This is a genomic window from Micromonospora sp. NPDC005291 (assembly GCF_040607415.1).
Classification (GTDB): domain Bacteria; phylum Actinomycetota; class Actinomycetes; order Mycobacteriales; family Micromonosporaceae; genus Micromonospora.
Window position 1 is genome coordinate 93,066 of the sequence record NZ_JBEXGR010000012.1, and the last position, 21,310, is coordinate 114,375.

Consider the following 21,310-nt stretch of genomic DNA (forward strand, 5'->3'; position numbering starts at 1 on the left):
CACGTTCGATTGCCCACAACCCCACAGCCTCTTACCAGGACATCACCTCCGGCTACCAGAATCTCGGCTCCACCAGCAAAGGCTCTTTTGCTGTCTACAATACCCGAAATGACGACGGAGCCCTCCTCCACTACACCAACGGTTACACCTATTGCCTCCCTCCAAACAGAGGGAATGCGCACATCCGTGGGGAGATCGTGGATAAGATTCGTATCATGAATTCACCCACCTGCGCCTCGTAGGCAACAGTCGCTCGTCAAAGACTGATCCCTGTTATGCAGTCAATCGCGCGGCATGCACCCCAAATAGGGTGCCTCCAGTTTTATGAGACCCGCGCGATCTGGTTCGTCACCTGGCGATGGTCGCCGCGAGCGCGGCGGCCATTGCCAGGCGGGGCGCGGCCACCCCGGTAAACTGCTCGAACTGGCCAACGGCCTGGGCAAGCAGAAGGTCCAGGCCGGACACCACCCGCAGGCCCGCCGCAGCGGCGGCGGCGGCCATCGGCGTCGGCCACGGGTCGTAGAGCGCGTCGAAGAACACGGCGCCCGGCCGCCAGGCCACCGCTGCGGCCAACGGATCAGCGACGCCCTTCGGCACGGTGGAGACGACCACTTCGGCGGCGGATAGATGCCGGGGCGCGTCGGCCCAGGCCCCGGCGCTCAACACGACACCCACTGCCTCCGCCACCGGCCGCAGGTCTTCGACCGCTTCGGCCCGGCGGGCCACCACCACGACCGAGGAGCAGGCCAGCTGCGCGGCTGCGGCGAGCGCGGCGCGGGCCGTTCCGCCCGCACCGAGCACCGTCACGGCAGCACCGGCGCTCACGCCGGCATCGGTCAGTACCTGCACCATGCCGGCGACGTCGGTGTTGTCCGCGTACCAGGAGCCGTCCGGACGGCGTACCAACGTGTTGGCCGCGCCGACTGCGGCGGCCACCGGCGATGCCTCCGCGGCCACCGCGAGCGCCGCCTCCTTGCCCGGCATGGTTACCGACAGCCCGGCCCACTCCAGGCCCAGGCCGGCGACCAGATCCGGCAGCTCCGCCGCCGCGCACTCGATCCGGGTGTACGACCACCCGGTCAACCCGGCGGCGGCATACCCGGCGGTGTGGATCACCGGGGAGAGGGAGTGCGCGATGGGCTTGCCCAGCACCGCGGCCCTACGGGTCAACACGATCACCGCCGGTCACAGCCCCGGAGGCCCGGTCAAGGTCCGCATCGTTTCCCCGCTTCCCGTACGTGTCGGAGCGACCCTACCCAGCACGCAGCCCGCAGCACCACCGAATCAGGCTGCGGGCGATGTCCCGCGGTCTGCTCCTAGCTTGACGTTCATCGATATGAGTGAAAGCATTCCTGCGACGGTATGTCCGGTCCACAAAAAGGAGAAACCTTGAACAAAAGCATTCTCCGTGCCCTTATCGCGATTGCCGCGGCCCTCAGTCTTTCGCTGATGGCCGCCGCGCCCGCACGTGCGGACAGCGCGGCGGGCAGCTGGTCGGACAACCACGAGCTGTGCCAGTCCAACTCCTGCGTGCGTGGTGGCAACATCGTGCGGCTCTGGCAGGCCATCGTCTGGGCCGACGACCTGAGCGGCAATGTCGGCACGAGCTTCATCGACGGGGAGTTCGGCGCCAACACCGCGGCCAAGACTCGGACCTGGCAGGACGTAATGAACGTCGGCATCGATGGTTCGGTCGGGCCGCAGACCTGGTCCAAGGCGTACGGCGGGGTCAACCGGAACACGGGATTCGACACGAGCACCCAGACCGGGTATTTCTACTACGGCTACAACCGGACATTCGGTCTGCGAAAGCAGAACAGCAACGGCGTGTGGACGTTCCTCAACCCGCGCACCGGCACGTGGACCGGAACGAGTCACTGACAATGACGCCGTAAATGGTGCGTCAGGGCTGACGCGAAGGCTCCCTCCCCCGATCAGACCACATTCTTGGTCGCCGTCGGGAAAGGGAGCCTTCATGCCATGGGGAGTGCCCCTCAGATAATGCCGGCCTCCCGGGCCTTGTCCTTGTTTCGCTCATGCTGCTCGGGTGTCTCGGCAAACTCTGAGTGGCCCTGCTTGTCGATCGCCACGAAGAAGAGCCACTTGCCGACCGGCGTGTCCATCGCCCCGTTCAGGGCTTCCTTGCCGGGGTTGTTGATCGGGGTGGGGATCATGCCCCGCAGTTTGCGGTTGTACGGGTTCTTCGAGTCGTTCAGCTCGGACTCCGTCATCTGCTTGGACGACTTGGTCGGTTTGCCGATCGACTCCAGGTAGTAGTTGACCGTGACGTCCATCTCCAGGCAGTTGCAGGGGAAGTCACCGTACGCCCGGTTGTAGGCCACCCGCGCGACCTTGCCGAGGTCGTCCTTGTTGCCGGCCTCGGCCTGGGCCAGCGAGGCCACGATCAACGCCTCATACGGGCTGACCTTGCGTTCCTTCTGCACCCGGTCGGCGAACTTCATCTCCCCGGTCACCGCGAGGAAGTTGTCCACCATCAGCTTGAGGATGCTCTCCGCGGTGGCCTTCGGCGGGATCTCGTACGTGTCCGGGTAGAGGAAGCCCTCGATGGACTTGACGACCTTCTTGCCGTCGTCGCGCTTGAACCACCACTCCGGGACACCGAGCCCCTCCGGGTCCTTCGCGGCGGCCTGGAAGTCCTTGACCGGGATCTTGGTCTTCTCGGAGAGCAGCTTGTAGATGTTCATGCTCGTGCGACCCTCGGGAATCGTCAGCCCGTTGACGATCTTGTTCTTCAGGTCGAGCATCGCGGTGACGGCGCTCGCGCCGCTCATCTGCTTGCGCAGCTTGTACGTGCCCGGCTGAATGTTCTTGCTGCGCGCGTTGGCCTCGGCCGCCTCGACGAACGCCTTCTGGCTCTTCACCACGTCGGCCGCGACCAGGGCGTCGGCCATGTCGGCGAGCAGCGCGCCGTTCTTGATCTCGACGGTGATCTCACCGGACCCGGCGCCGTCGTAGTCGGGGGTGACGAAGTAGTTCTGGATGCGGTCGAAGCCGTAGAACGCGCCGCCGCCGATGGCGCCCAACAGGACCAGGGCCATCAGCAGTGCCAGGAATGTCTTGCCCCGGCCGCCGCCGGAACCACCCTTGCGCTTGCGGAAGCCGCGCCGGTGCCGGCCCTTCTCCCCCCGCTCCGCATCGTCGAACCCAAGATCCAGATCGTCGATCATTACGTCCGCCTCCGCTGCGCGTCCAGCCAGCTCTGCAGGATCTCCACCGCGGCCGCCTGGTCGACAACCGCACGTTGACGTTTACCTCGGACGCCACGCTCGGCAAGCCTACGAGAAGCGACCACGGTCGACATCCTCTCGTCAGTGAGCGTTACCGGGACGGGCGCTATCACATCGACCAGTCGGTCAGCGTACGCCTTCACGTGGATGGCCGCGGGACCGTGCTTGCCGGCGAGATTGACCGGAAGGCCGACGACAACCTGAACGGCCTCGTGCTCGGCCACCAACGCTGCCAGCTGGGCGAGGTCGCTCGGCACGGCATCCGGCGCCGCCGTGAGATCACGGGCCAGGGTCACCAGCGGCGTGGCCAGGATCCCGTCCGGATCCGAACGGGAAATCCCCACTCGCACCTGACCGACATCCACGCCGATCCGCACACCACGTGTCATCTTAGCCACGTGCGGTCACCGTCGGTGCCAAACAAGCCAGGGCGGACCGATCGGTCCGCCCTGGCTGACAATGATCGTCCATCACGCCTCAGTGATCGCCTTCTCGACGGTGAGTAGCAGGTTCGGTGCCTCGGCCGCGGGCAGGCCGCCGCCCTGGGCCAGGTCGGGGCTGCCACCGCCGCGCCCGGAGAACGCCGCCTTCACCAGATCCGAGGCGGCCAGGCCCCGGCTGCGCGCGGCCGCGTTGACCGCCACCACCAGGGACGCCTTGCCATTCGACCGGGCCGCCACCGCGACCACCGCCGGCCGCGCCGGGTCGATCTTGCCGCGGATCTCCTGGGCCAGGGTGCGCACGTCGTTGCCGGCCGCGCCCTCCGGCGCCTCCGTGCCCACGTACGCGACCCCACGCAACTCCTTGGCCTGCGCCGCGAGCGCCGCCGCCCCACCCAGCACCAGTTGGGCGCGCAGCTTCTCCAGCTCCTTTTCCGCGTCCCGAAGCTGGGTGACGGTCTGCTCCACCCGGTCGGCGACCTGATCGTTGGGCACCCGGTACAGCTCGGCCAGTCGCGAGACCAGCAGGTGCTCACGGGCCAGGAAGCCGAAGGCGTCCATGCCGACCAACGCCTCGACCCGACGCACGCCGGCGCCGATCGACGACTCGGAGAGGATCTTCACGAGGCCGAGCTGGGCCGATCGGGCCACGTGCGTGCCGCCGCACAGCTCCCGGGCGTAGTCGCCCACCTCGACGACCCGCACCTCCTCGCCGTACTTCTCGCCGAAGAGCGCCATCGCACCGATCCGCCGCGCCTCGTCCAGCGAGGTGATGAAGGCATGCACCTCCAGGTCGGCGAGGAGCACCTCGTTGACCTGCTGCTCGACGTCGCGCAGCACGCTCGGCGACACCCCGGTCGGGGTGTTGAAGTCGAACCGCAGCCGACCGGGCGCGTTCAACGACCCCGCCTGCGTGGCCGACTCGCCGAGGAAGTTCCGCATGGTCTGGTGCACCAGGTGGGTCGCGGTGTGCGACCGGGAGATCGCCCGGCGCCGGGTCGCGTCGATCTCGGCGTAACCGGTCTCGCCCGCACGCACCTCGCCCCGAATCACCCGGGCACGGTGCACGATCAGGCCGGGCACCGGCTGCTGCACGTCGAGCACCTCGACCTGACCGCCGCCAACGGTGATCATGCCCTGGTCGGGCTGCTGGCCACCGCCCTCCGCGTAGAACGGGGTCGTGTCGAGCACCAGCTCGATGGTGTCGCCCTCGGTGGCCGCCTGACGCGGGCCGTCGGCGCCGAGCAACGCCCGCACCGTCGACTCGCGGGCCACCTCGCTGTACCCGGTGAACGTCACCGGGCCACCCGAGTCGAGCACCGACCGGTACGCCGACAGGTCGACGTGCCCCGTCTTACGAGCCTGCGCGTCCGCCTTCGCCCGGGTCCGCTGGTCGGCCATCAGCCGGCGGAAGCCCTCGTCGTCGACCGCGAGGCCCTGCTCCGCGGCGATCTCCAGGGTCAGGTCGATCGGGAAGCCGTACGTGTCGTGCAGCTGGAACGCCTTCGCCCCGGACAGCGCCGCGCCACCCGCGGTGCGGGTCTCGGCGATCGCGGTGTCCAGGATCGTGGTGCCGGCACGGAGGGTGGACAGGAACGCTTCCTCCTCGGCGTACGCGTACTGCGCGATCCGGTCGAAGTCGGTCGCCAGCTCCGGGTACGACGGGGCCATGCAGTCCCGGGCCACCGGCAGCAGCTCGGGCAGCGCCCGATCCTGCCAGCCGAGCAGCCGGATCGACCGGATCGCCCGACGCATGATCCGGCGCAGCACGTAACCGCGACCCTCGTTGCTCGGGGTCACGCCGTCGCCGATCAGCATCAGCGCCGTCCGCACATGGTCGGCGACCACCCGCAGCCGCACATCGTCCGGGTGCGACTCGCTCGCCACGTGGCCGGAGTGCGCGCCGTAGCGCTTACCGGTCAGCTCGGCCGCCCGGTCCAGGATCGGCCGGACCTCGTCAATCTCGTACAGGTTGTCGACGCCCTGCAGGATCGAGGCCATCCGCTCCAGGCCCATGCCGGTGTCGATGTTCTTCGCCGGCAGGTCACCCAGGATCGGGTAGTCGTCCTTGGTCGTGCCCGGACCCCGCTCGAACTGCATGAAGACGAGGTTCCAGAACTCCATGTAGCGGTCCTCGTCGACCGCCGGGCCACCCTCGCGGCCGTACTCCGGGCCACGGTCGTAGAACAGCTCGGACGACGGGCCGCAGGGGCCGGGGATGCCCATCGACCAGAAGTTGTCCGCCTTGCCCCGACGGACGATCCGCTCGGCCGGCACACCGATCGAGCGCCAGATCTCGAACGCCTCGTCGTCGTCCAGGTAGATCGACGGCCAGATCCGCTCCGGGTCGAGGCCGTACCCGCCCTGGTCCTGCGGCTTGGTGATCAGCTCCCAGGCGAGCGGGATAGCCCCTTCCTTGAAGTAGTCACCGAAGGAGAAGTTGCCGTTCATCTGGAAGAACGTGCCGTGCCGACTGGTCTTGCCGACCTCGTCGATGTCCGGAGTGCGGAGGCACTTCTGCACACTGACCGCCCGCTGGTACGCGGGAGTCTGCTGCCCCAGGAAGTACGGCACGAACTGCACCATGCCGGCGTTGACGAACAGCAGGTTCGGGTCGCTGATGGCGGGCAGCGGAGCGGACGGCACCACGGTGTGGCCATTCGCCTCGAAGTGCGCGAGGTACCGTCGCTTGATCTCCGCCGTCTTCATCGCTGGTGTTCCTCCGGAAAGATTTCTCGATCGCCGATCCGCGGGTCTTCCCGCAGGTCGGCGAACTGATCGTCGAACGCCTCGCCCTGGGCGAACGCCTGGTGGATCTCCTGCTCACGCTCGGCCATCCCCACCCGGACGTCCTCCACGAAGCTACGCAGCGACTCGACGAGTCCGCCAGCGGATTCCGTCACCGAGCTGGCGATACCGGCCGGCGTGTACGCCTGGGCGGTCCGGGTCGCCTTGCGGACGACGATCACACCGACGGCCACCCCGATACCGAGCCAGAACAAGCGCCTCATGTCTCGCTACCTCCTGGTGCGCCGGCCGGTCAGCGGTTGCCGCGCTTGGCGGCCCGCCGCTGCTGCTTGATGGTGTCGCGCACCTCGCGCTCCGTCTCCGCGTGCCGACGGCCGGCGGCGGCCTTGCGCACGCTGTAGCCGAACGCGGCCACCTTCACCAGCGGGTTGGCGGCCGCGGCGGAGACGACGGTGGCCAGGTTGGCGACGTTGGCGGTGACGTTCTGCGCGTGGCTGGTCATGGTGTCGACCTTCGCCAGCTGGAGGTTCACACCGTCCAGCGAGGTCTGCACCTGCTCCAGCGCCGTGTTGACGTTCTTCACCGTGGTGTTCACGTCGCCGAGCAGCGGTGCGGTCCGATCGTTGAGGTCGTTGATCATCCGGGTGGTGGCGTCAACCGTGTGCCGCAGCCGCAGGATGGGCAGCGTCAGGATGAGCACCAGCACCGCGAACGCGCACGCCGCGATCAGCGCCGCAATCGCTCCAATGTCGCCCACGCCTGTCCTCCTCAAGCAGAATTCCGCAGGACCCGACGTCCCCGGAACACACAACCGTGGTACCCGTACCCGGTCGCCAAACCATCGGCGGTCACGGGTAGCGGGCGTGCCCGCCAGCCCCAGACCCTACCGTCCGTGATGGAGACCGGCTCACGACGGTGAGGGTGTCAGCTCACCCAGCGGGTCCCCGCTGACCGTCGGGAACGGATCCTCTCCGGTCAGTGACGGGTCGGTGGTCGGCTGCGGCCTGGTCCGCTCGTCGTCGATCGCGTTGCGTACCTTCACCGACACCAACGAGCCGGTGCACTCCGTCGCAGCGGCCGACGGATCGCCAGACGGCACGATGGCCGGCTTGTCGTCGACCGGCGGCGGCACGCAGGTCGGCTCACGTACCCACAGGTCGAGCGTCAACTCGTCGCGGCGCCAGCAGGTGTAGCTGCCCTTCGTCTCCTGCTCCGGGCATCGGCTCACCTTCCACGGCTGCCAACCGTCCTGGCGCAGCGCGTCCTCGTAGACCTGCGCCGTATCCTTCGGCGCCTTCTCCGAGGTCACGGTGCGCTCACGCAGCCGGCAGTCGAGCAGGCACCACCGGCTGCCGCTGACCTCGTCGACCGTCTTCGCGGCGGCCCAGCCGGGCACGTTGAGCTGGTCCAGGTTGTCGAAGACCGGGTCACGACTCAGTGTCCGGATGCCGAAGAAGAGCGGCACCGCACCGAGCAGTACGACGCTGACCAGCACCAGCACCGCCACCCGCAGGCGGCGCCGTTCACGCGACAGCCGTCGCAACTCGGACCGGGCACCCGGTGCGGCGTCGTCGTCAGGCGCGTCCTGGTCGGCCGACCGCAGCGCGGGCCCGCCGGACGGCTCCGGTGCCGGCCGGTCGACCGGGCCGGACGGGGAAGGCACCACGGCGGCGGCACGGGCCACGCCGACGGGCTCGCCGGAGCGGCCGGGCGGCGGCACAGGGGCGACGCCGCTCGGCTCGGGGCGGCCGGGCTCCCGATGTGGAGGCAGGGCGCGCCCCGCGGCACGGTCGGACGGCGCGGGTCGACCGGCCGGGGCACCACCACGGGCGACCGCCGGGGACCCGGGACCAGCGCCGGGCTCACCGCTCGCCCGATCCTCGGCGAGGGGCGGCTGAACGCCGCCGGGTGGGCGGACGGCGGCACGAGCCGGGCCGTCCGGACGTGAACGCGGTGGGCCGTCCACACCCGGCGGCACGGCGGCACGAGCCGGACCTGCGTCCCGGAGGGCCGCCTCGGCACCCGGGCCGGGGCGGGGTGGGCCGTCGGCGCCACGGCGCCCGGCGTCCGGGACCGGTGCGGTACCCGGGGTGGGCCGGGCCCGTCCGGGCGGGGTGGAGCGGGCTGCGCCCCGAGCCGGTGCGGCGGGTCCTGCGCCGGGCGCGGGGGGCCGTCCACCGGCGTACGGATCGTCGCCGCGGTCGCTCGCCGGTCCGGGTCGACCCGGCCCCGGCGAGCCGTCAGGGCCGGGCTCGGCCTGCGGGTGACGGCGTCGGCCGGTGGGGTCTGGAGTGGGCGTCGCCGCGCCCCGTCCACGGGTGGGCCGCTCGCCGGAGGCCGGCGGATAGGGCACCGCCTGTTCTCCGGTGGATCCCGGCGCGTCGGGCCGGACGGACCGACGACCACTCGGTGCGTCCGCGCCCGGGTTGGCCGGCTGTCCGGCGGGCCGGCGGCCGGCGGCCGGGTCGGGCACGCCGAGCCGACCGGGCGCCTGGTCGGCGAACTCCCCCGTGCCGGCGCTCGACGCCGGTCGGCGACCCGCGGCGGGCGGGGTGCCGCCTCGACGGTTGACCACCGGTAGGCCGGGGTCGGTGTGCGGCAGGCGGCCGGCCTGACGCAGCCAGTCTGCGGGCCGCTCCGGGCGGTCCGCCCGAGGTTCGCCGCCAGCCGGCGTACGCCGCTCCGGCTCGTCGGAGACACCCCGGCGGCGACCGGTGCCGTCGGCCGGGCCGACGGTGGGCGTGGCGCCGCTGTGACCACCGGACGCCTCGGGCATCGACGGCGCGTTGCCCGAGCGCGGCACCACCGGCTCGTCGGGCTCCGCGGCACGGCGGCGGCCGGCGGCTGCCGGACGGGAGCGGTCGGCGGTACGGGGGCCGCTGACCTCCGGTGCCCCGGGGTCGACCGGGCCTGGCCTGCGTCGGGCGGTACGCGGGTCACGGTCGATGGCGGGGTCGGGCCGCAGGCCGTCCGAGACCGGCGGTACGGCACCAGCCGGCGCGCCGTCGAACCGGGCCGGGCCGGGGGCGGCGGATGGCCCGGCGGCCCGCGCCGGATCGGGTGCCGGTCCGGCGGCACGTCGACCGGCGGGCGCGCCGTCGGTGGGCGGCAGTGGACGGCCGGGGTCTGCGGGCTCCGGGCCGGGCCGGCGGCCCGGTGGGCCGGCGTCCGGACGGCGCAGCGGCGGCATCGCGTCCGGATGACCCCCGGGTGCGGCAGTCTCCGGACGACGCCCGGTCGGGGCGGCAGCGTCCGGACGACGGCCCGTCGGATTGGCCTCCGGACGGCGACCGGTCGGGGCGCCGGAGTTCGGTGGGCCCATGGGTGGGCCGGGGGGAGCCACCGCGGGGCGGGGGCGGGCGGGGCCGCCGGGCGCCTCGGTAGTCGGGCGAGGCCCCGGCGGGCCGGCCGGGTCACCGCCGACCGGGCGAGCGGTGGGCGGCGACGGCGGTACGGCGGCGCGGGCGCCGGTGCCGGGCACCGGCTGCACGCCGCGACGCACCGGCTGGCCCGGGGTGGGGGCACCGGGGCTGGCGGCGGGTGGCCGGTCATCCGGGCGGCGGCCGACTGGCGGCGCCTCCCCCGGCCAGGGGCCGTCGACCGGTCGACGCGCGGGCGCACCGCCCGGGTCGCTCTGGCGCGGAGCGGGCGGCGCCGAGGCCTCGGGCGCACCTCCCCGCGCGCCGGTCGGCTCGGCCGGCGCACCCGTACGCGGCCCGGCGGGTTCTGCCGGCGCACCCCCACGCGGGCGGGTCGGCTCTGCCGGGGCGCCGTCCGGGCCCAGCTCGGTGCGTTGCTGCTTGGCCGAGCGCAGGTCGTCGATCCAGCCGAACTCCTCGCCGGCGACCGGTTCCTCCGGCTCGGCCTCGGCTGCCCGGCCTCGACCCCAGCGTCGCGTCTTGGCGCGGGGATCGCGCCGCTCGTCCGGGCCCTCGTCCGGGTGGTCCCCACCACGCGATCTCACTGTTGACCCTCTCCTGCGGCTTCAGTGCCGCTGTGCTGCATCGTGCCGGGAGCGCGCGTGTCTGTCGTCGGGCGACCGGTCTCGCCAGGTAGCGCCGACGCGGTCTGCGCCGTTACAGGCGGCTCGGCTGTCGGAGTCTCCGGACGGGCGGCCGGGGCCGGCAGGCCACGCACGATCCGGCGCAGCAGCGGCAGCCGGGTGGCCACCGATCGTTCCGCGCCGTGCGGGCTGGGCTGGTAGTAGTCGGTGCCCACCAGGTCGTCCGGGACGTACTGCTGTGTGACCACGCCGCGCTGGTCGTCGTGCGGGTAGCGGTAGCCGGTCCCGTGGCCCAGCCCTCGGGCGCCGGAATAGTGCGCGTCGCGCAGCCCGCGCGGCACCGGACCACCGCGACCCGCCCGCACGTCGGCGATCGCGGCGCCGATGGCGGTGGTGGCCGAGTTCGACTTGGGCGCGGTGGCCAGGTGGATCACCGCCTGGGCCAGGTTGAGCTGCGCTTCGGGCAGCCCCACGTACTCGACCGCGTGCGCGGCGGCGGTGGCCACGCTCAAGGCCGCGGGGTCGGCCATGCCCACGTCCTCGCTGGCGAAGATGACCAGGCGGCGGGCGATGAACCGGGCATCCTCACCGGCGACCAGCATGCGGGCCAGCCAGTGCACCGCGGCGTCCACGTCCGAGCCGCGCATGCTCTTGATGAAGGCGCTGACCACGTCGTAGTGGGCGTCGCCGTCGCGGTCGTAGCGCACCGCCGCTACGTCGACCGCCTGCTCGGCGGTGGCGAGGTCGATCCGCCCGGTGCCGAGCGCCGTGGCGGAGGCCGCCGCCGCCTCCAACGCGGTGAGTGCCTTGCGGACGTCGCCGGCGGCGAGCCGGACCAGGTGGTCCTCGGCCTCCGCGGCCAGGGTCAGCGCGCCGTCCAGGCCGCGCTTGTCGGCGACCGCACGGCGCAGCAGGCCCCGGACCGCCTCGTCGTCCAACGGTTGCAGGGTGAGCAGCACACACCGCGACAGCAGCGGGGAGATGATCGAGAAGTACGGGTTCTCGGTGGTCGCCGCCAGCAACGTGACCGTACGGTCCTCGACTGCGGCGAGCAGCGAATCCTGCTGGGTCTTGCTGAACCGGTGCACCTCGTCGATGAAGAGCACGGTCTGCGGGCCGCCCGAGCGGCGCTGGCGGCGGGCCGCCTCGATCACCGCCCGCACGTCCTTCACGCCGGCGGAGAGCGCCGACATGGCGACGAAGCGGCGGTCGGTCGCCCCGGCGACCAGGTGCGCGATGGTGGTCTTGCCGCTGCCCGGCGGGCCCCAGAGGATCACCGACATCGGGGCACCGCCGGAGACCAACTGCCGCAGTGGGGCGCCGGGGGCGAGCAGGTGGTCCTGCCCGACCAACTCGTCGAGAATCACCGGGCGCATCCGGACGGGCAGGGGCGAATCGTCGGCCACGGCAGTGAAGCCGTCGACACCGGCGGGGCCGTCGGGCGCGCTGCGCGACCCGGCGGGTTCACCGAGGGAGAAGAGGGCGTCGGACTCCATCACGAAGACAGTACCGGGCCGGGCCTACGACGCCGGAATCGCGCCGCAGGCCCGCCACCGGTGATCGGTTACGGTCAGCCACGACCGGGGCGCCGGCCCCGGTACCAGCGGCCGCCGCCACCGCCGCCACCGCCGCGCGGGCCGCTGCCCACACCGGCCAGGTAGAGCGAGAGCAGGAGCAACCCGATGAGCACGAGCGTGTTCCAGTTGAACAGGTCCGGTGCGCCGAAGTCGGTCTTGAGCAGGTCGAGCAGCAGGGCAAAGCCAAAGACGATGGCGGCCAGGATGGCGAGCATGTCGGTCCTCCGGTGGGGGTTCCCAGTAGGTCGGCGCGTGATGTACCCAATCGGTCGACTCGTCAATCTCCATGATGGATGTGGTTGCGCCGCGGTGGCCCGGCGCAGGCGTTCGACCGCTGACTTCTAGGCTGCTCAGCATGATCATCGACGACCAGGTGCTGCAGGACCGGAGCGCTATCCTGGCCGCCGTCGGCCACCACCCGTTCGCCCGGCACGCACTCGGGCGGGGCACGCCGGCGCACGGCTACCGGTGCGACGGCGCCGTGCTGTGGTTGGTGCCGCCCAAGCACGGGCCGGCCGGCTGCGCGATCGGCCCGGCCGGGCCGGCGATCGAGGTCTGTGTCGCGCTGGTCGCCGACGGGGTGCTGCGCCCGGAGCAGCGGCTGCACCTGCCCCGGCACGATCCCGCGCTGCTTGTGGGTCGACTGGCGGTGACCCGTCACGACGACTGGGACTTCCACTGGACCGACACGCCACCACCGGCGCAGGAGGACGAGCAGCGAGTCGTACGACTCGCCGAGGCTGACCATCCGGCGCTGGAGGCGCTGATCGACGAGGCGTTCCCGAGCACCACCGCCCGACCGGGCGACCCACGGGTGGTGGCCTGGTACGGCATCCGGTCCGGCGAGCGGCTGGTGGCGTGCGGCGCGGACCGCAGCCAGGGTGAGGTCGGCTTCCTCGCCGGCCTGACCGTCGCCCCCGACCAACGGGGTCGAGGTCTGGGTGCGGCGCTGACCGCCGGGATGACCCGGGCGCTGCTGGCGCGCCACGACACCGTGGGGCTCGGCGTCTACTCGAGCAATGTCGGTGCGGTACGGCTCTACCGGCGGCTCGGCTTCACCGAAAGCCTCCCGCTCAGCACGCTACGGCTGGGCTGAGGTGTAAGGAAAGGACCCCTGTCATCGCCTCGGGTAGCGGACGGTGCCCTTCCTAACGCCCAGCGACCTGCGGCTCGGTGGGTTCGGGAACCGCGGGATCTGCCGCGGGCCGACGGCCGGCCAGCCAGGCGGGCAGGTAGAGCGGGGCGGCGACGGCCAGCACCACCGCACCGACCACCATGGCGGTGCCAACGCTGGTGGCGGCGGCGAGCGCGGTCAGCACCACCCCGCCGAGCGCGCCAGCCGGCTGCGCCATCATCGAGTTCAGTGACAGCACGCTGGTCCGGTACGGGCCGTCGACCTGCCGATGCAGCAGCCCATTGTGCAGCGGGTTCGACGCTCCGTGCACTGTGTAACAGGCCAGGTAGGCCACGAGCACCCCAACCGGCCCGGCGAACAGCCCCATCCCGACCACCGTGACGCCCTGCAGGATGCGCAGCAGGGCCGCGCCCGGTGCGGCGCCCAGCCAGCGCAGCAGCAGGGGGGTCAGTGCCGCGCCGGCCGCCGAGGCGAGCCAGGCGGCCGAGTTGGCCGGCCCGAGCAGCGCGGCGGCGCGCTCCGGGTTGCCGATCACCTCGGCGAGCCGTACGGGCAGCAGCGACTCGAAGGTGACCATGCCGAAGCCCCAGAACAGCTCCACGGCCACCAGGGCCAGCAGCACCCGGGAGCGACGCAGCAGCCCGACCGCCTGGCCGATCATCCGGGGCGCCTGCACCATCGAGGCCCGTAGCGCCGCGACTCCGGTGGCTGGCCGCTGCTCGACCAGCAGGACGAGGAGCCCGACGAGGGCCACCGCCTGCGCGAGGATGGCGACCAGCACCGGCACCGTGAGCGCGCTGACCGGCCCGATCGGGCCGAGGGCGATCAGGCCACCGCTGATCAGCGCTCCAGCGCCGATGGCACCGCCGATGACGGTGCCGGCGTACCCGAGGCCGCGCTCGTACTCGGCATCCGGGTCGGCGGCCAGGGTGGCATCGACGTACCAGGACTCCAGCGGGCCGCTGTCCAACGCCCGGTAGATCCCCTGCAACGCCCAGACCAGGAAGAACATCCAGAACGAGTCGGCCACCGCGAACAGCGCCAGCGAGGCGAGGTTGATCGCTCCGGCGGCGAGCAGCACGGGTCGGCGGCCGAGGGCGTCGGCGAGGCCACCGGTGGGCAGCTCCAGCGCCAGCACCAGCAGCCCCTGCGCGGTGCCGACCAGGCCGATCTGCGGCAGTGACAGGCCGCGCTCCTGCATCAGCAGGATCATCACCGGGATGATCAGGCCCGTGGGAAGCCAGCGCAGGCCGTAGAGCGTGAGGTAGCGATTCCGGACCTGGCGTACGGTCAGCGCGGTCATCGTCCCTCCAGCAGGGGGTACGCGGCCAGGAAGACCTGCACGGGCCGGGCCTCCGGGTCGGCGGGGTCAACGAGTTTGGCTTCGCGGTTGTACCGCTCCAGCACCTGCCACACCTCCGCTTTGAGCGCCTCGAGCCGGGCTGGCGGGACGGTCATGAAGACGTCGCCCATGCCGAATGCGTCCCGCCATGCGGGGGACCACTCGTGCTGGTTGGCGAACCAGCGTTCGGCGTGCTCAGCGAGGTGGCGTACCTGGTCGCCCTGGATCCACTCGATCGCGGCCCGGGCGTCGGGGTCGTCGTCGAAGTCGGTCGGTTCCCAGTTGGTGACGTCGTGTGCAGCCTGCCACCAGCGCTGCCGGCCGCTGCCCCGGTCGGGGTCCTCGGTCACCAGCCCGACCTCGGCGAGCTGGCGCAGGTGGTAACTGGTCGCGCCGGTGTTGGTGCCGAGCAGCTCCGCCAGGGTGGTGGCGGTGGCGGGTCCGTTCACCCGCAGGGCGCCGAGCAGTCGCATCCGCAGGGGGTGCGCGAGCACCCGGACCTGCCGCTTGTCGATCCGTACCTCACGCGGCGCCCGTCTCGGCGTCTCTTCGTCGTTCGCCATGACTGCACAATAACTCTGCACAATTCTTGTGCACAAGAGTCATGCACAAGAATTGTGCAACTCGGCGGGCTCAGCGGGACAGGAGCTCGCGCACCCCACGCAGCCGGGTACGCAGCAGGCCGGCGGCGCGGGTGGAGTCCAGGCGTACCTCGGTGGGGCCGGCCATCCCGGCGGCGGCGCTGGTGGTGGTCTTCAGTCCGGCCGCGTCCAGGTCGAACCGCTCGGCGACCAGCAGGCCCAGCTCAGCGCGGCTGACCGCGTCCGGGCCGGCAACGTTGAGCGGGCCGGCGTACGCGCTGTCGACCAGCTCCAGCACGGCGTCGGCCAGGTCGGTGACGTCGACCGGGCAGCGGATCTGGTCGGTGAACAGGGTGGCGCGGCCGGCGAGCGCGTCCCGGGAGAGCTGAATCTGCTTGCTGCCCTCCCCCAGGATCAACGAGGTGCGCACCAGGGCCGCGCCGGGGTCGATCGCCCGTACAGCGGTCTCGGCCGCGGCCTTCGCGGCGCCGTACGCGTTCACCGGCGTGGGCGGCACGTCGTCGGCATACGGCTCGGGCCGGCCTGCGTGCAGCGCGTCGCTGGACACGTGGACGAGCCGGGCGCCCACCTCGGCGGCGGCGACCGCCACGTGCGCGGCCCCGTCGGCGGTCACCGTCCAGTCGTCGTACCGATAGGGGGTGCTCACCACAGCGTCCGGCCGCACCTGCGCGACCAGCGCGCGCACGGCGGCCCGGTCGGTCACGTCCAACCGCCGCGCGTGCACGCCCGGCACCGAGATTTCGCCGGAGTGGAACGTCCCCACCATCGACCACCCAGCGCCGACGCCCCGCCGACACACCTCCGCGCCGAGAAGCCCACTACCCCCAACAACAAGCACCCGCATCCCAGCCCACTCCCCCGTTGCCGTTGATCAAGAGGTTTGCGTCATCATCGCCCCGCGAGATGACGCAAACCTCTTGATCAACCAAGCACTAGACCGGGTCGGCTACTGGGGCTGCCACGCCTGCGGTGCCGGTGTGGGGGGTGGCTGGGGGCTTGGGCTTGGCGTCTATGCCGGCCTCGGTGCGCTGCTGGGTGGTGATCGGCGTCGGCGCGCCGGTCAGCGGGTCGAAGCCACCCCGGGTCTTCGGGAAGGCGATGACCTCACGGATCGAGTCCGCGCCGGCCAGCAGCATGCAGACCCGGTCCCAGCCGAAGGCGATGCCGCCGTGCGGCGGGGCGCCGTACTTGAACGCCTCCAGCAGGAAGCCGAACTTGTCCTGCGCCTCCTCGGGGGTGATGCCGAGCAGGTCGAAGACCCGCTTCTGCACGTCACCCCGGTGAATACGGATCGACCCGCCGCCGATCTCGTTGCCGTTGCAGACGATGTCGTACGCGTACGCCAGGGCGCGGTCCGGCGCCTCCTCGAACCGGTCCACCCACTCCGAGTTGGGCGAGGTGAACGGGTGGTGCACGGCCGTCCAGCCGCCCTCGTCCGTGCGCTCGAACATCGGCGCGTCGACCACCCAGCAGAACGCCCAGGCGCTCTCGTCGATCAACCCGGCCCGCTTGGCGATCTCGACCCGAGCCGCACCGAGCAGCTCCTGCGCCTCCCGGCTGGTGCCGCTCGCGGCGAAGAACACCGCGTCGCCCGGCTTCGCGCCGACCGCGTCGGCGAGCCCGCCCAGGTGCTCGGCGGACAGGTTCTTGGCCACCGGGCCGCGCGCCTCACCGGTTTCGGCGTCCAGCACCACGTACGCCAGGCCACGCGCGCCACGCGCCTTGGCCCAGTCCTGCCAACCGTCCAGCTCCTTGCGGCTCTGCGCCGCGCCGCCCGGCATCACGACCGCGCCGACGTAACCGCCCGCGTCGATCGCCCCGGCGAAGACCCGGAACTCGGTGCCGCGCAGGTAGTCGGTCAGCTCGGTCAGCTCGACCCCGTAGCGCAGGTCCGGCTTGTCGGAGCCGTACCGGGCCATCGCGTCGTGCCAGGTGATCCGCGGGATCGGCCGGCTGATCTCGTGCCCGGCCAGGTCCTTCCAGAGCGCCGAGACGATCGCCTCGCCGAGGTCGATCACGTCGTCCTCGGTGACGAAGGACATCTCGATGTCGAGCTGGGTGAACTCGGGCTGCCGGTCAGCGCGGAAGTCCTCGTCCCGGTAGCAGCGGGCGATCTGGTAATACCGCTCCATGCCGCCGACCATCAGCAGCTGCTTGAACAGCTGCGGCGACTGCGGCAGGGCATACCAGCTGCCGGGCTGAAGGCGGACCGGCACCAGGAAGTCGCGGGCGCCCTCCGGCGTCGAGCGGGTCAGCGTCGGCGTCTCGATCTCCAGGAAGTCGCGCTCGTGCAGCACGCCCCGGGCGAGGTGGCTGGCGCGCGAGCGCAGCCGCAACGCGTTCGCCGGGCCGCTGCGGCGCAGGTCCAGGTAGCGGTACCTGAGCCGGAGGTCGTCACCGGCCTCGACCTGGTCGTCCACCGGCAGCGGCAGCGGGGCGGCCTCGGAGAGCACCTCCAGCTCGACGGCGGTCACCTCGACGTCGCCGGTGGGCAGCTCCGGGTTCTCGTTGCCGGCCGGCCGGCGGGTCACCTCGCCGACGACCTTCACGCAGAACTCGTTGCGCAGCGCGTGCGCGTCCTCCTCGCGGAACACCACCTGGACAACACCGGAGCCGTCGCGCAGGTCGACGAAGATGACCCCGCCGTGGTCGCGCCGGCGGGCCACCCACCCGGCGAGCGTCACCGTCGAGCCGGCGTCCGCGGCGCGCAGGCTTCCGGCATTGTGGGTACGGATCACGGCTGGCAACTCCTCATCGTGGAACAGTCCTCACCAGCATTCTGTCAGGGGTGGCCGCCCTGCCTCCGGGGCACCCGGCAGGCCGGCGCGATTCGCTGGTGGGGCGAACCGGCGAACCCGATTCAGCCGGCTGCCACGCCGGTTAACGTGGCGAAATGCGCGCCGTACCGAACTGGGCCGTCGCCACGGCGGTGGCCGGGCCCCTGCTGCTGGTGGGCGGCTGGACGGTCGCGGAAGCCCGGCAGCCCACCGACTACGACCCGGTCCGGGACACCATCAGCGAGTTGGCCGGGCACGACGCCACCGACGCCTGGATCATGATCAGCTGTCTGGTGCTGCTCGGCTGCTGCTACCTGGCGATCGCCGCCGCGCTGCACGCGGCCGGGTTGCCCAGCCGCTTCCTGCTCGCCGTCGGCGGCGTGGCCACCATCGCGTTGGTCGCCTTTCCCCGGCCGATGGTCGGCGGTTCCCTCAGCCACGGCATCGCGGCGACCGTGGCCGTCCTCGCCCTGGCGCTCTGGCCGGCCGGCTCGGCGCTCCGACTGCCGCGCGGGCGGGACGCCGCGCATCCGGCCGCACCGGAGCCGCCCTGGGCGTTCCGCCGGGCGGTGGGGTTGAGCGCCACGGTCGTGCTGCTGGCCCTCTTTGGCTGGTTCGCGTTCGAGGTGACCAGCGGATCCCGGACCGGGTTGGCCGAACGGGTGACGGCGGTGGCCGTGTCGCTCTGGCCCCTGCTGGCAGTCCTCTCCGCCCGCCGAGCACACCTCGCGTGGGCCGCTGGCGGCGCCGTACCCATCGGCCCGGAACTACCGACAGGCGGCGTCGTACCCCCGGATCCGCTTCGACCAACCCACGGGCCCACTCCGTGACGGTCCGCGCCGCTACGATCACCCGATGTCCGCCGTCCCCCGCTGGGCCCTGCTGTCAGCCGTTGGCGCACCACTGTTTCTCATCGGGGGCTGGACGCTGGCGCAGGCCGTCCAACCCGACGGGTTCGACCCGGTCGAACAGACCATCAGCGCGCTTGCCGCCACGGGTGCGGACCATCGCTGGATCATGACGGTCGGGCTGGCCGGCCTGGGCCTCTGCCACCTGATAACCGCGCTCGGCCTGGTCACTGCCGCACCGACGGGCCGAGGGCTGCTCGCGCTGGGCGGGCTGGCCACCCTGGTGCTGGTCGCCTTCCCACAGCGCCCGGGCGGCTCGACGACACACGCCGTCGCCGCTGGTGTGGCGTTCGGGGCGTTGGCTGTCTGGCCCGCCCTGGCCGTGCCCCGCGAAGCGGCGCCGTCCCTCGGTCGGGATCAGCGCCATCCGCCCGACGGGTCAGCTCCGGATGGAACCGCGCGCTGGACCGCACTCGCGGTGGCGGCGGTCCTGCTCGGGCTGCTCGGCTGGTTCGCCGTCGAGTTCTTCGCCGACGGGGCATGGATCGGGCTGACGGAGCGGCTGTTGGCGGCTGGCGAGGCGTTCGTACCGCTGGCCGCCGTGCTCGCCGCGCTGGCGTCGGCGCGGCGATCGGGACCGTCCGGGTCGCGCTGATCGCCAGGGGCACCGAGTACGGCGGGAGTCGTGGGCCAGGACAGCGAACGGGCCGCCGGAGGACTCCGGCGGCCCGCTGGCGGTTACTGGATCAGAAGACGCTGACGCCGTAACGGCTCAGGGCCTCGGTGACCGGCTGGAAGTAGGTGGTGCCACCGGTACGGCAGTTGCCGCTCCCGCCGGAGGTCATGCCCAGGGCGGTGCCGCCGCTGAACAGCGAGCCGCCGCTGTCGCCCGGCTCGGCGCAGACGTTGGTGCGGATCAGACCGGAGACCGAGCCCTCGGCGTAGTTCACCGTGGCGTTGGTCGCGTTCACCGTGCCGCTACGAAGGCCGGTGGTGCTGCCGGAGCGCTGCACCGACTGGCCGACGGAGGCGTTGCCGGAGCCGGTGATGTCCCGGTAGCTGCCGTTGTAGAGGGAGACGTTGCCGGCGGCGTTGGCCGAGTTGCTGTGCCGCACGATGCCGTAGTCGTTGCCCGGGAAGCTGGTGCCGGTGCGGGTGCCGATCAGCGCCGACTGGGCCGAGTTCGAGTACCAGCTCGCGGAGATGTTGGTGCAGTGCCCGGCGGTCACGAAGTAGTAGGTGCTGCCGCTGCGCACGTTGAAGCCGAGCGAGCAACGCCCGCCGCCACCGGCGTAGATGGCCTGGCCACCGGAGATCCGGGTGCTCAGCACGCCGGCCTCGGCCTCGACCCGGACCGCGCCGTTGGCCCGCGCTGCGGCGGCCTTGACCCGCTCCAGCTTGGCACCGGTGACGGTGCTGTCCACGGAGACGACGACCTGGTTGGTGACCGGGTCGCTCCACCAGGCGGTGCCCGGGATCTTGGCGGAGCGCTCCAGGTCGGAGGTGGCCCGGTTGAGCTCGGCCGCACCGCGGGTGACGTAGCGGACGGCAGCGCCGGCCTTGCTCGCCTTGCTGGCGGCGGCCGCGTCGGTCACCGTGACGACGGACTTGCCGCTGGCGTCGATGTACGAGCCGGCGGAGCGGTCGCCGAGCTGAGCGGAGATTGCGGCAGCGGCATCGGGCGAGGCTGCGGGAGCGGCCTGGGCGGGCGCGCCGATGAGCGTGCCGACGACCAGGGTTCCGGACACGGCGACGGTGGCCGCGACGCGGAATGAGGACCTCGTGGGTCGCATGTAATAAACCTCCTGGGCGGGGGGTCGGGTCACGCCGGGGGCGGCGAACCCGAGGGGGGCAACCCAGCCGATCTGGGGAAACCGGCCAAGTGAACTGAAGTATTCACATACTTAAGATCATTGACAAGGCTTGGTTTCGCCCGGATTTGCCGATCTTGGCCCGTCACATCGCCGCAACACCACTGACACGCTGGCGAACAAGCACCGTCACACCAAATCGACGCCGGATCCATTTTGGGCGCGCACGATCATCGATGGACGAAGGCGCCGGGGTGGCACGGGTGCCGACCGTCAGGGGGTACGACGGCGGGCGCCGGGACCCGGGCGGGACACCACGTCGCGTGGCTGACCCACATCGTGCCCGTCGGCGCATCGCAACTCGACGCGTACCGGCGCGTCACAGTCACGGTGAGCGACGGTCAGCGGCGAGCCTTCCGGGTCGGCGAGGTACCGGTCGCCCCACCCGAGCACGGCGACCAGCACCGGCCACAGGTCCAGGCCCTTCTCCGTCAACCGGTACTCGTGGCGCAGCCGGCTGCCGGGCTCCCGGTACGGCTCGCGACTCAGCACGCCCTGCTCCACCAGGGTGGCCAGCCGGTTGGTCAGCACCTGACGCGGAATGCCGGTGCGCACCCGCATGTCGTCGAAGCGGCGCACACCGGTGAACACCTCGCGGAGCACCACCAGGGTCCACCGCTCGCCGAGGATCTCCATCGTGCGGGCGATGGTGCAGTTCTCCACCGACCAGTCCAGTGCCGCGGGTCGCATCCGACCAGGCTAGGTCTCGTTGACAGACT

At 71.8% G+C, this 21,310-nt stretch carries 19 protein-coding genes; 4 read left to right on the plus strand and 15 right to left on the minus strand.

All coding sequences use genetic code 11. The annotated features are described in order from the left end of the window. Nucleotides 1–348 precede the first annotated feature (348 nt). On the minus strand, nt 349–1,176 hold the full coding sequence (locus ABZT18_RS17965; RefSeq protein ID WP_354994044.1) for a shikimate dehydrogenase: 828 nt from the start codon (nt 1,174–1,176) through the stop codon (nt 349–351). 213 nt (nt 1,177–1,389) lie between these two features. Here ABZT18_RS17965 and ABZT18_RS17970 point away from each other — a divergent pair, with 213 nt between their 5' ends. Beyond that, a complete protein-coding gene (locus ABZT18_RS17970; protein WP_354993686.1) occupies nt 1,390–1,881 on the plus strand; it encodes a hypothetical protein in 492 nt (163 codons plus the stop codon). A gap of 113 nt (nt 1,882–1,994) precedes the next feature. On the opposite strand, the gene mltG is transcribed toward ABZT18_RS17970, so the two are convergent. The 8 genes from mltG to ABZT18_RS18010 all read right to left on the minus strand — a co-directional run bounded on the left by mltG (nt 1,995) and on the right by ABZT18_RS18010 (nt 12,231). Then, nucleotides 1,995–3,188 carry an endolytic transglycosylase MltG gene (gene mltG, locus ABZT18_RS17975; protein WP_354993687.1) on the minus strand — a complete coding sequence of 398 codons (1,194 nt, stop codon included), beginning with the start codon at nt 3,186–3,188 and terminating at the stop codon, nt 1,995–1,997. Then, nucleotides 3,188–3,646 (minus strand): Holliday junction resolvase RuvX, encoded by a 459-nt coding sequence (gene ruvX / locus ABZT18_RS17980; protein ID WP_354993688.1) that lies wholly within the window; start codon nt 3,644–3,646, stop codon nt 3,188–3,190. Before ruvX ends, mltG begins: the two co-directional genes overlap by 1 nt. A 72-nt stretch (nt 3,647–3,718) precedes the next feature. Further along, entirely contained in the window at nt 3,719–6,397 is a 2,679-nt protein-coding gene (gene alaS, locus ABZT18_RS17985; protein WP_354993689.1) for an alanine--tRNA ligase, read from the minus strand. Beyond that, nucleotides 6,394–6,699, minus strand: coding sequence for a hypothetical protein (locus ABZT18_RS17990; protein ID WP_354993690.1), 306 nt, complete (start codon nt 6,697–6,699; stop codon nt 6,394–6,396). Before ABZT18_RS17990 ends, alaS begins: the two co-directional genes overlap by 4 nt. A 29-nt stretch (nt 6,700–6,728) precedes the next feature. After that, nucleotides 6,729–7,193 carry a DUF948 domain-containing protein gene (locus ABZT18_RS17995; protein ID WP_354993691.1) on the minus strand — a complete coding sequence of 155 codons (465 nt, stop codon included), beginning with the start codon at nt 7,191–7,193 and terminating at the stop codon, nt 6,729–6,731. Between the two features lie 150 nt (nt 7,194–7,343). Further along, a complete protein-coding gene (locus ABZT18_RS18000; protein ID WP_354994045.1) occupies nt 7,344–8,039 on the minus strand; it encodes a hypothetical protein in 696 nt (231 codons plus the stop codon). 2,357 nt (nt 8,040–10,396) lie between these two features. Beyond that, the gene (locus tag ABZT18_RS18005; RefSeq protein WP_354993692.1) at nt 10,397–11,935 is read right to left on the minus strand and encodes a replication-associated recombination protein A; all 1,539 of its coding nucleotides are present in this window, start codon (nt 11,933–11,935) and stop codon (nt 10,397–10,399) included. 74 nt (nt 11,936–12,009) lie between these two features. Continuing rightward, a complete protein-coding gene (locus ABZT18_RS18010) occupies nt 12,010–12,231 on the minus strand; it encodes a hypothetical protein (RefSeq protein WP_354993693.1) in 222 nt (73 codons plus the stop codon). A 140-nt stretch (nt 12,232–12,371) separates the two neighbouring features. Here ABZT18_RS18010 and ABZT18_RS18015 point away from each other — a divergent pair, with 140 nt between their 5' ends. Next, nucleotides 12,372–13,112 (plus strand): N-acetyltransferase, encoded by a 741-nt coding sequence (locus ABZT18_RS18015; RefSeq protein WP_354993694.1) that lies wholly within the window; start codon nt 12,372–12,374, stop codon nt 13,110–13,112. A gap of 52 nt (nt 13,113–13,164) precedes the next feature. Here the strand turns inward: ABZT18_RS18015 and ABZT18_RS18020 are convergent, their stop codons facing one another. The 4 genes from ABZT18_RS18020 to aspS all read right to left on the minus strand — a co-directional run bounded on the left by ABZT18_RS18020 (nt 13,165) and on the right by aspS (nt 17,833). Next, complete coding sequence (locus ABZT18_RS18020; protein ID WP_354993695.1) at nt 13,165–14,454, minus strand: MFS transporter; 1,290 nt, start codon at nt 14,452–14,454, stop codon at nt 13,165–13,167. Continuing rightward, nucleotides 14,451–15,056, minus strand: a complete 606-nt coding sequence (locus ABZT18_RS18025; protein ID WP_354993696.1) for a helix-turn-helix domain-containing protein — start codon at nt 15,054–15,056, stop codon at nt 14,451–14,453. Before ABZT18_RS18025 ends, ABZT18_RS18020 begins: the two co-directional genes overlap by 4 nt. 70 nt (nt 15,057–15,126) lie before the next feature. Continuing rightward, nucleotides 15,127–15,939: a sugar nucleotide-binding protein gene (locus ABZT18_RS18030; protein WP_354993697.1), complete on the minus strand. Its 813-nt coding sequence runs from the start codon at nt 15,937–15,939 to the stop codon at nt 15,127–15,129. 88 nt (nt 15,940–16,027) lie between these two features. Next, complete coding sequence (gene aspS / locus ABZT18_RS18035) at nt 16,028–17,833, minus strand: aspartate--tRNA ligase (protein WP_354993698.1); 1,806 nt, start codon at nt 17,831–17,833, stop codon at nt 16,028–16,030. Between the two features lie 155 nt (nt 17,834–17,988). Here aspS and ABZT18_RS18040 point away from each other — a divergent pair, with 155 nt between their 5' ends. Together ABZT18_RS18040 and ABZT18_RS18045 are read left to right on the plus strand one after the other, a co-directional pair. Further along, nucleotides 17,989–18,702 carry a DUF998 domain-containing protein gene (locus ABZT18_RS18040; RefSeq protein WP_354993699.1) on the plus strand — a complete coding sequence of 238 codons (714 nt, stop codon included), beginning with the start codon at nt 17,989–17,991 and terminating at the stop codon, nt 18,700–18,702. 25 nt (nt 18,703–18,727) lie between these two features. Beyond that, nucleotides 18,728–19,375 carry a DUF998 domain-containing protein gene (locus tag ABZT18_RS18045; RefSeq protein ID WP_354993700.1) on the plus strand — a complete coding sequence of 216 codons (648 nt, stop codon included), beginning with the start codon at nt 18,728–18,730 and terminating at the stop codon, nt 19,373–19,375. Nucleotides 19,376–19,466: 91 nt separating this feature from the next. Here ABZT18_RS18045 and ABZT18_RS18050 read toward each other — a convergent pair whose 3' ends face one another. Together ABZT18_RS18050 and ABZT18_RS18055 are read right to left on the minus strand one after the other, a co-directional pair. Beyond that, nucleotides 19,467–20,513: a S1 family peptidase gene (locus ABZT18_RS18050; protein ID WP_354993701.1), complete on the minus strand. Its 1,047-nt coding sequence runs from the start codon at nt 20,511–20,513 to the stop codon at nt 19,467–19,469. 291 nt (nt 20,514–20,804) lie between these two features. Then, entirely contained in the window at nt 20,805–21,281 is a 477-nt protein-coding gene (locus tag ABZT18_RS18055; protein WP_354993702.1) for a helix-turn-helix domain-containing protein, read from the minus strand. Between the last annotated feature and the right edge of the window lie 29 nt (nt 21,282–21,310).

Excerpts from the sequence above, each read along its gene's own strand:
- ABZT18_RS17990 (WP_354993690.1), bottom strand. The coding sequence starts at position 6,699 with ATGAGGCGCTTGTTCTGGCTCGGTATCGGGGTGGCCGTCGGTGTGATC.
- ABZT18_RS18015 (WP_354993694.1), top strand. The coding sequence starts at position 12,372 with ATGATCATCGACGACCAGGTGCTGCAGGACCGGAGCGCTATCCTGGCC.
- ABZT18_RS18025 (WP_354993696.1), bottom strand. The coding sequence starts at position 15,056 with ATGGCGAACGACGAAGAGACGCCGAGACGGGCGCCGCGTGAGGTACGG.
- ABZT18_RS18050 (WP_354993701.1), bottom strand. The coding sequence starts at position 20,513 with ATGCGACCCACGAGGTCCTCATTCCGCGTCGCGGCCACCGTCGCCGTG.
- ABZT18_RS18045 (WP_354993700.1), top strand. The coding sequence starts at position 18,728 with ATGTCCGCCGTCCCCCGCTGGGCCCTGCTGTCAGCCGTTGGCGCACCA.
- ABZT18_RS18010 (WP_354993693.1), bottom strand. The coding sequence starts at position 12,231 with ATGCTCGCCATCCTGGCCGCCATCGTCTTTGGCTTTGCCCTGCTGCTC.
- ABZT18_RS18020 (WP_354993695.1), bottom strand. The coding sequence starts at position 14,454 with ATGACCGCGCTGACCGTACGCCAGGTCCGGAATCGCTACCTCACGCTC.
- ABZT18_RS18005 (WP_354993692.1), bottom strand. The coding sequence starts at position 11,935 with ATGGAGTCCGACGCCCTCTTCTCCCTCGGTGAACCCGCCGGGTCGCGC.
- ABZT18_RS18055 (WP_354993702.1), bottom strand. The coding sequence starts at position 21,281 with ATGCGACCCGCGGCACTGGACTGGTCGGTGGAGAACTGCACCATCGCC.
- mltG (WP_354993687.1), bottom strand. The coding sequence starts at position 3,188 with ATGATCGACGATCTGGATCTTGGGTTCGACGATGCGGAGCGGGGGGAG.
- alaS (WP_354993689.1), bottom strand. The coding sequence starts at position 6,397 with ATGAAGACGGCGGAGATCAAGCGACGGTACCTCGCGCACTTCGAGGCG.
- ABZT18_RS18040 (WP_354993699.1), top strand. The coding sequence starts at position 17,989 with ATGCGCGCCGTACCGAACTGGGCCGTCGCCACGGCGGTGGCCGGGCCC.
- ABZT18_RS18030 (WP_354993697.1), bottom strand. The coding sequence starts at position 15,939 with ATGCGGGTGCTTGTTGTTGGGGGTAGTGGGCTTCTCGGCGCGGAGGTG.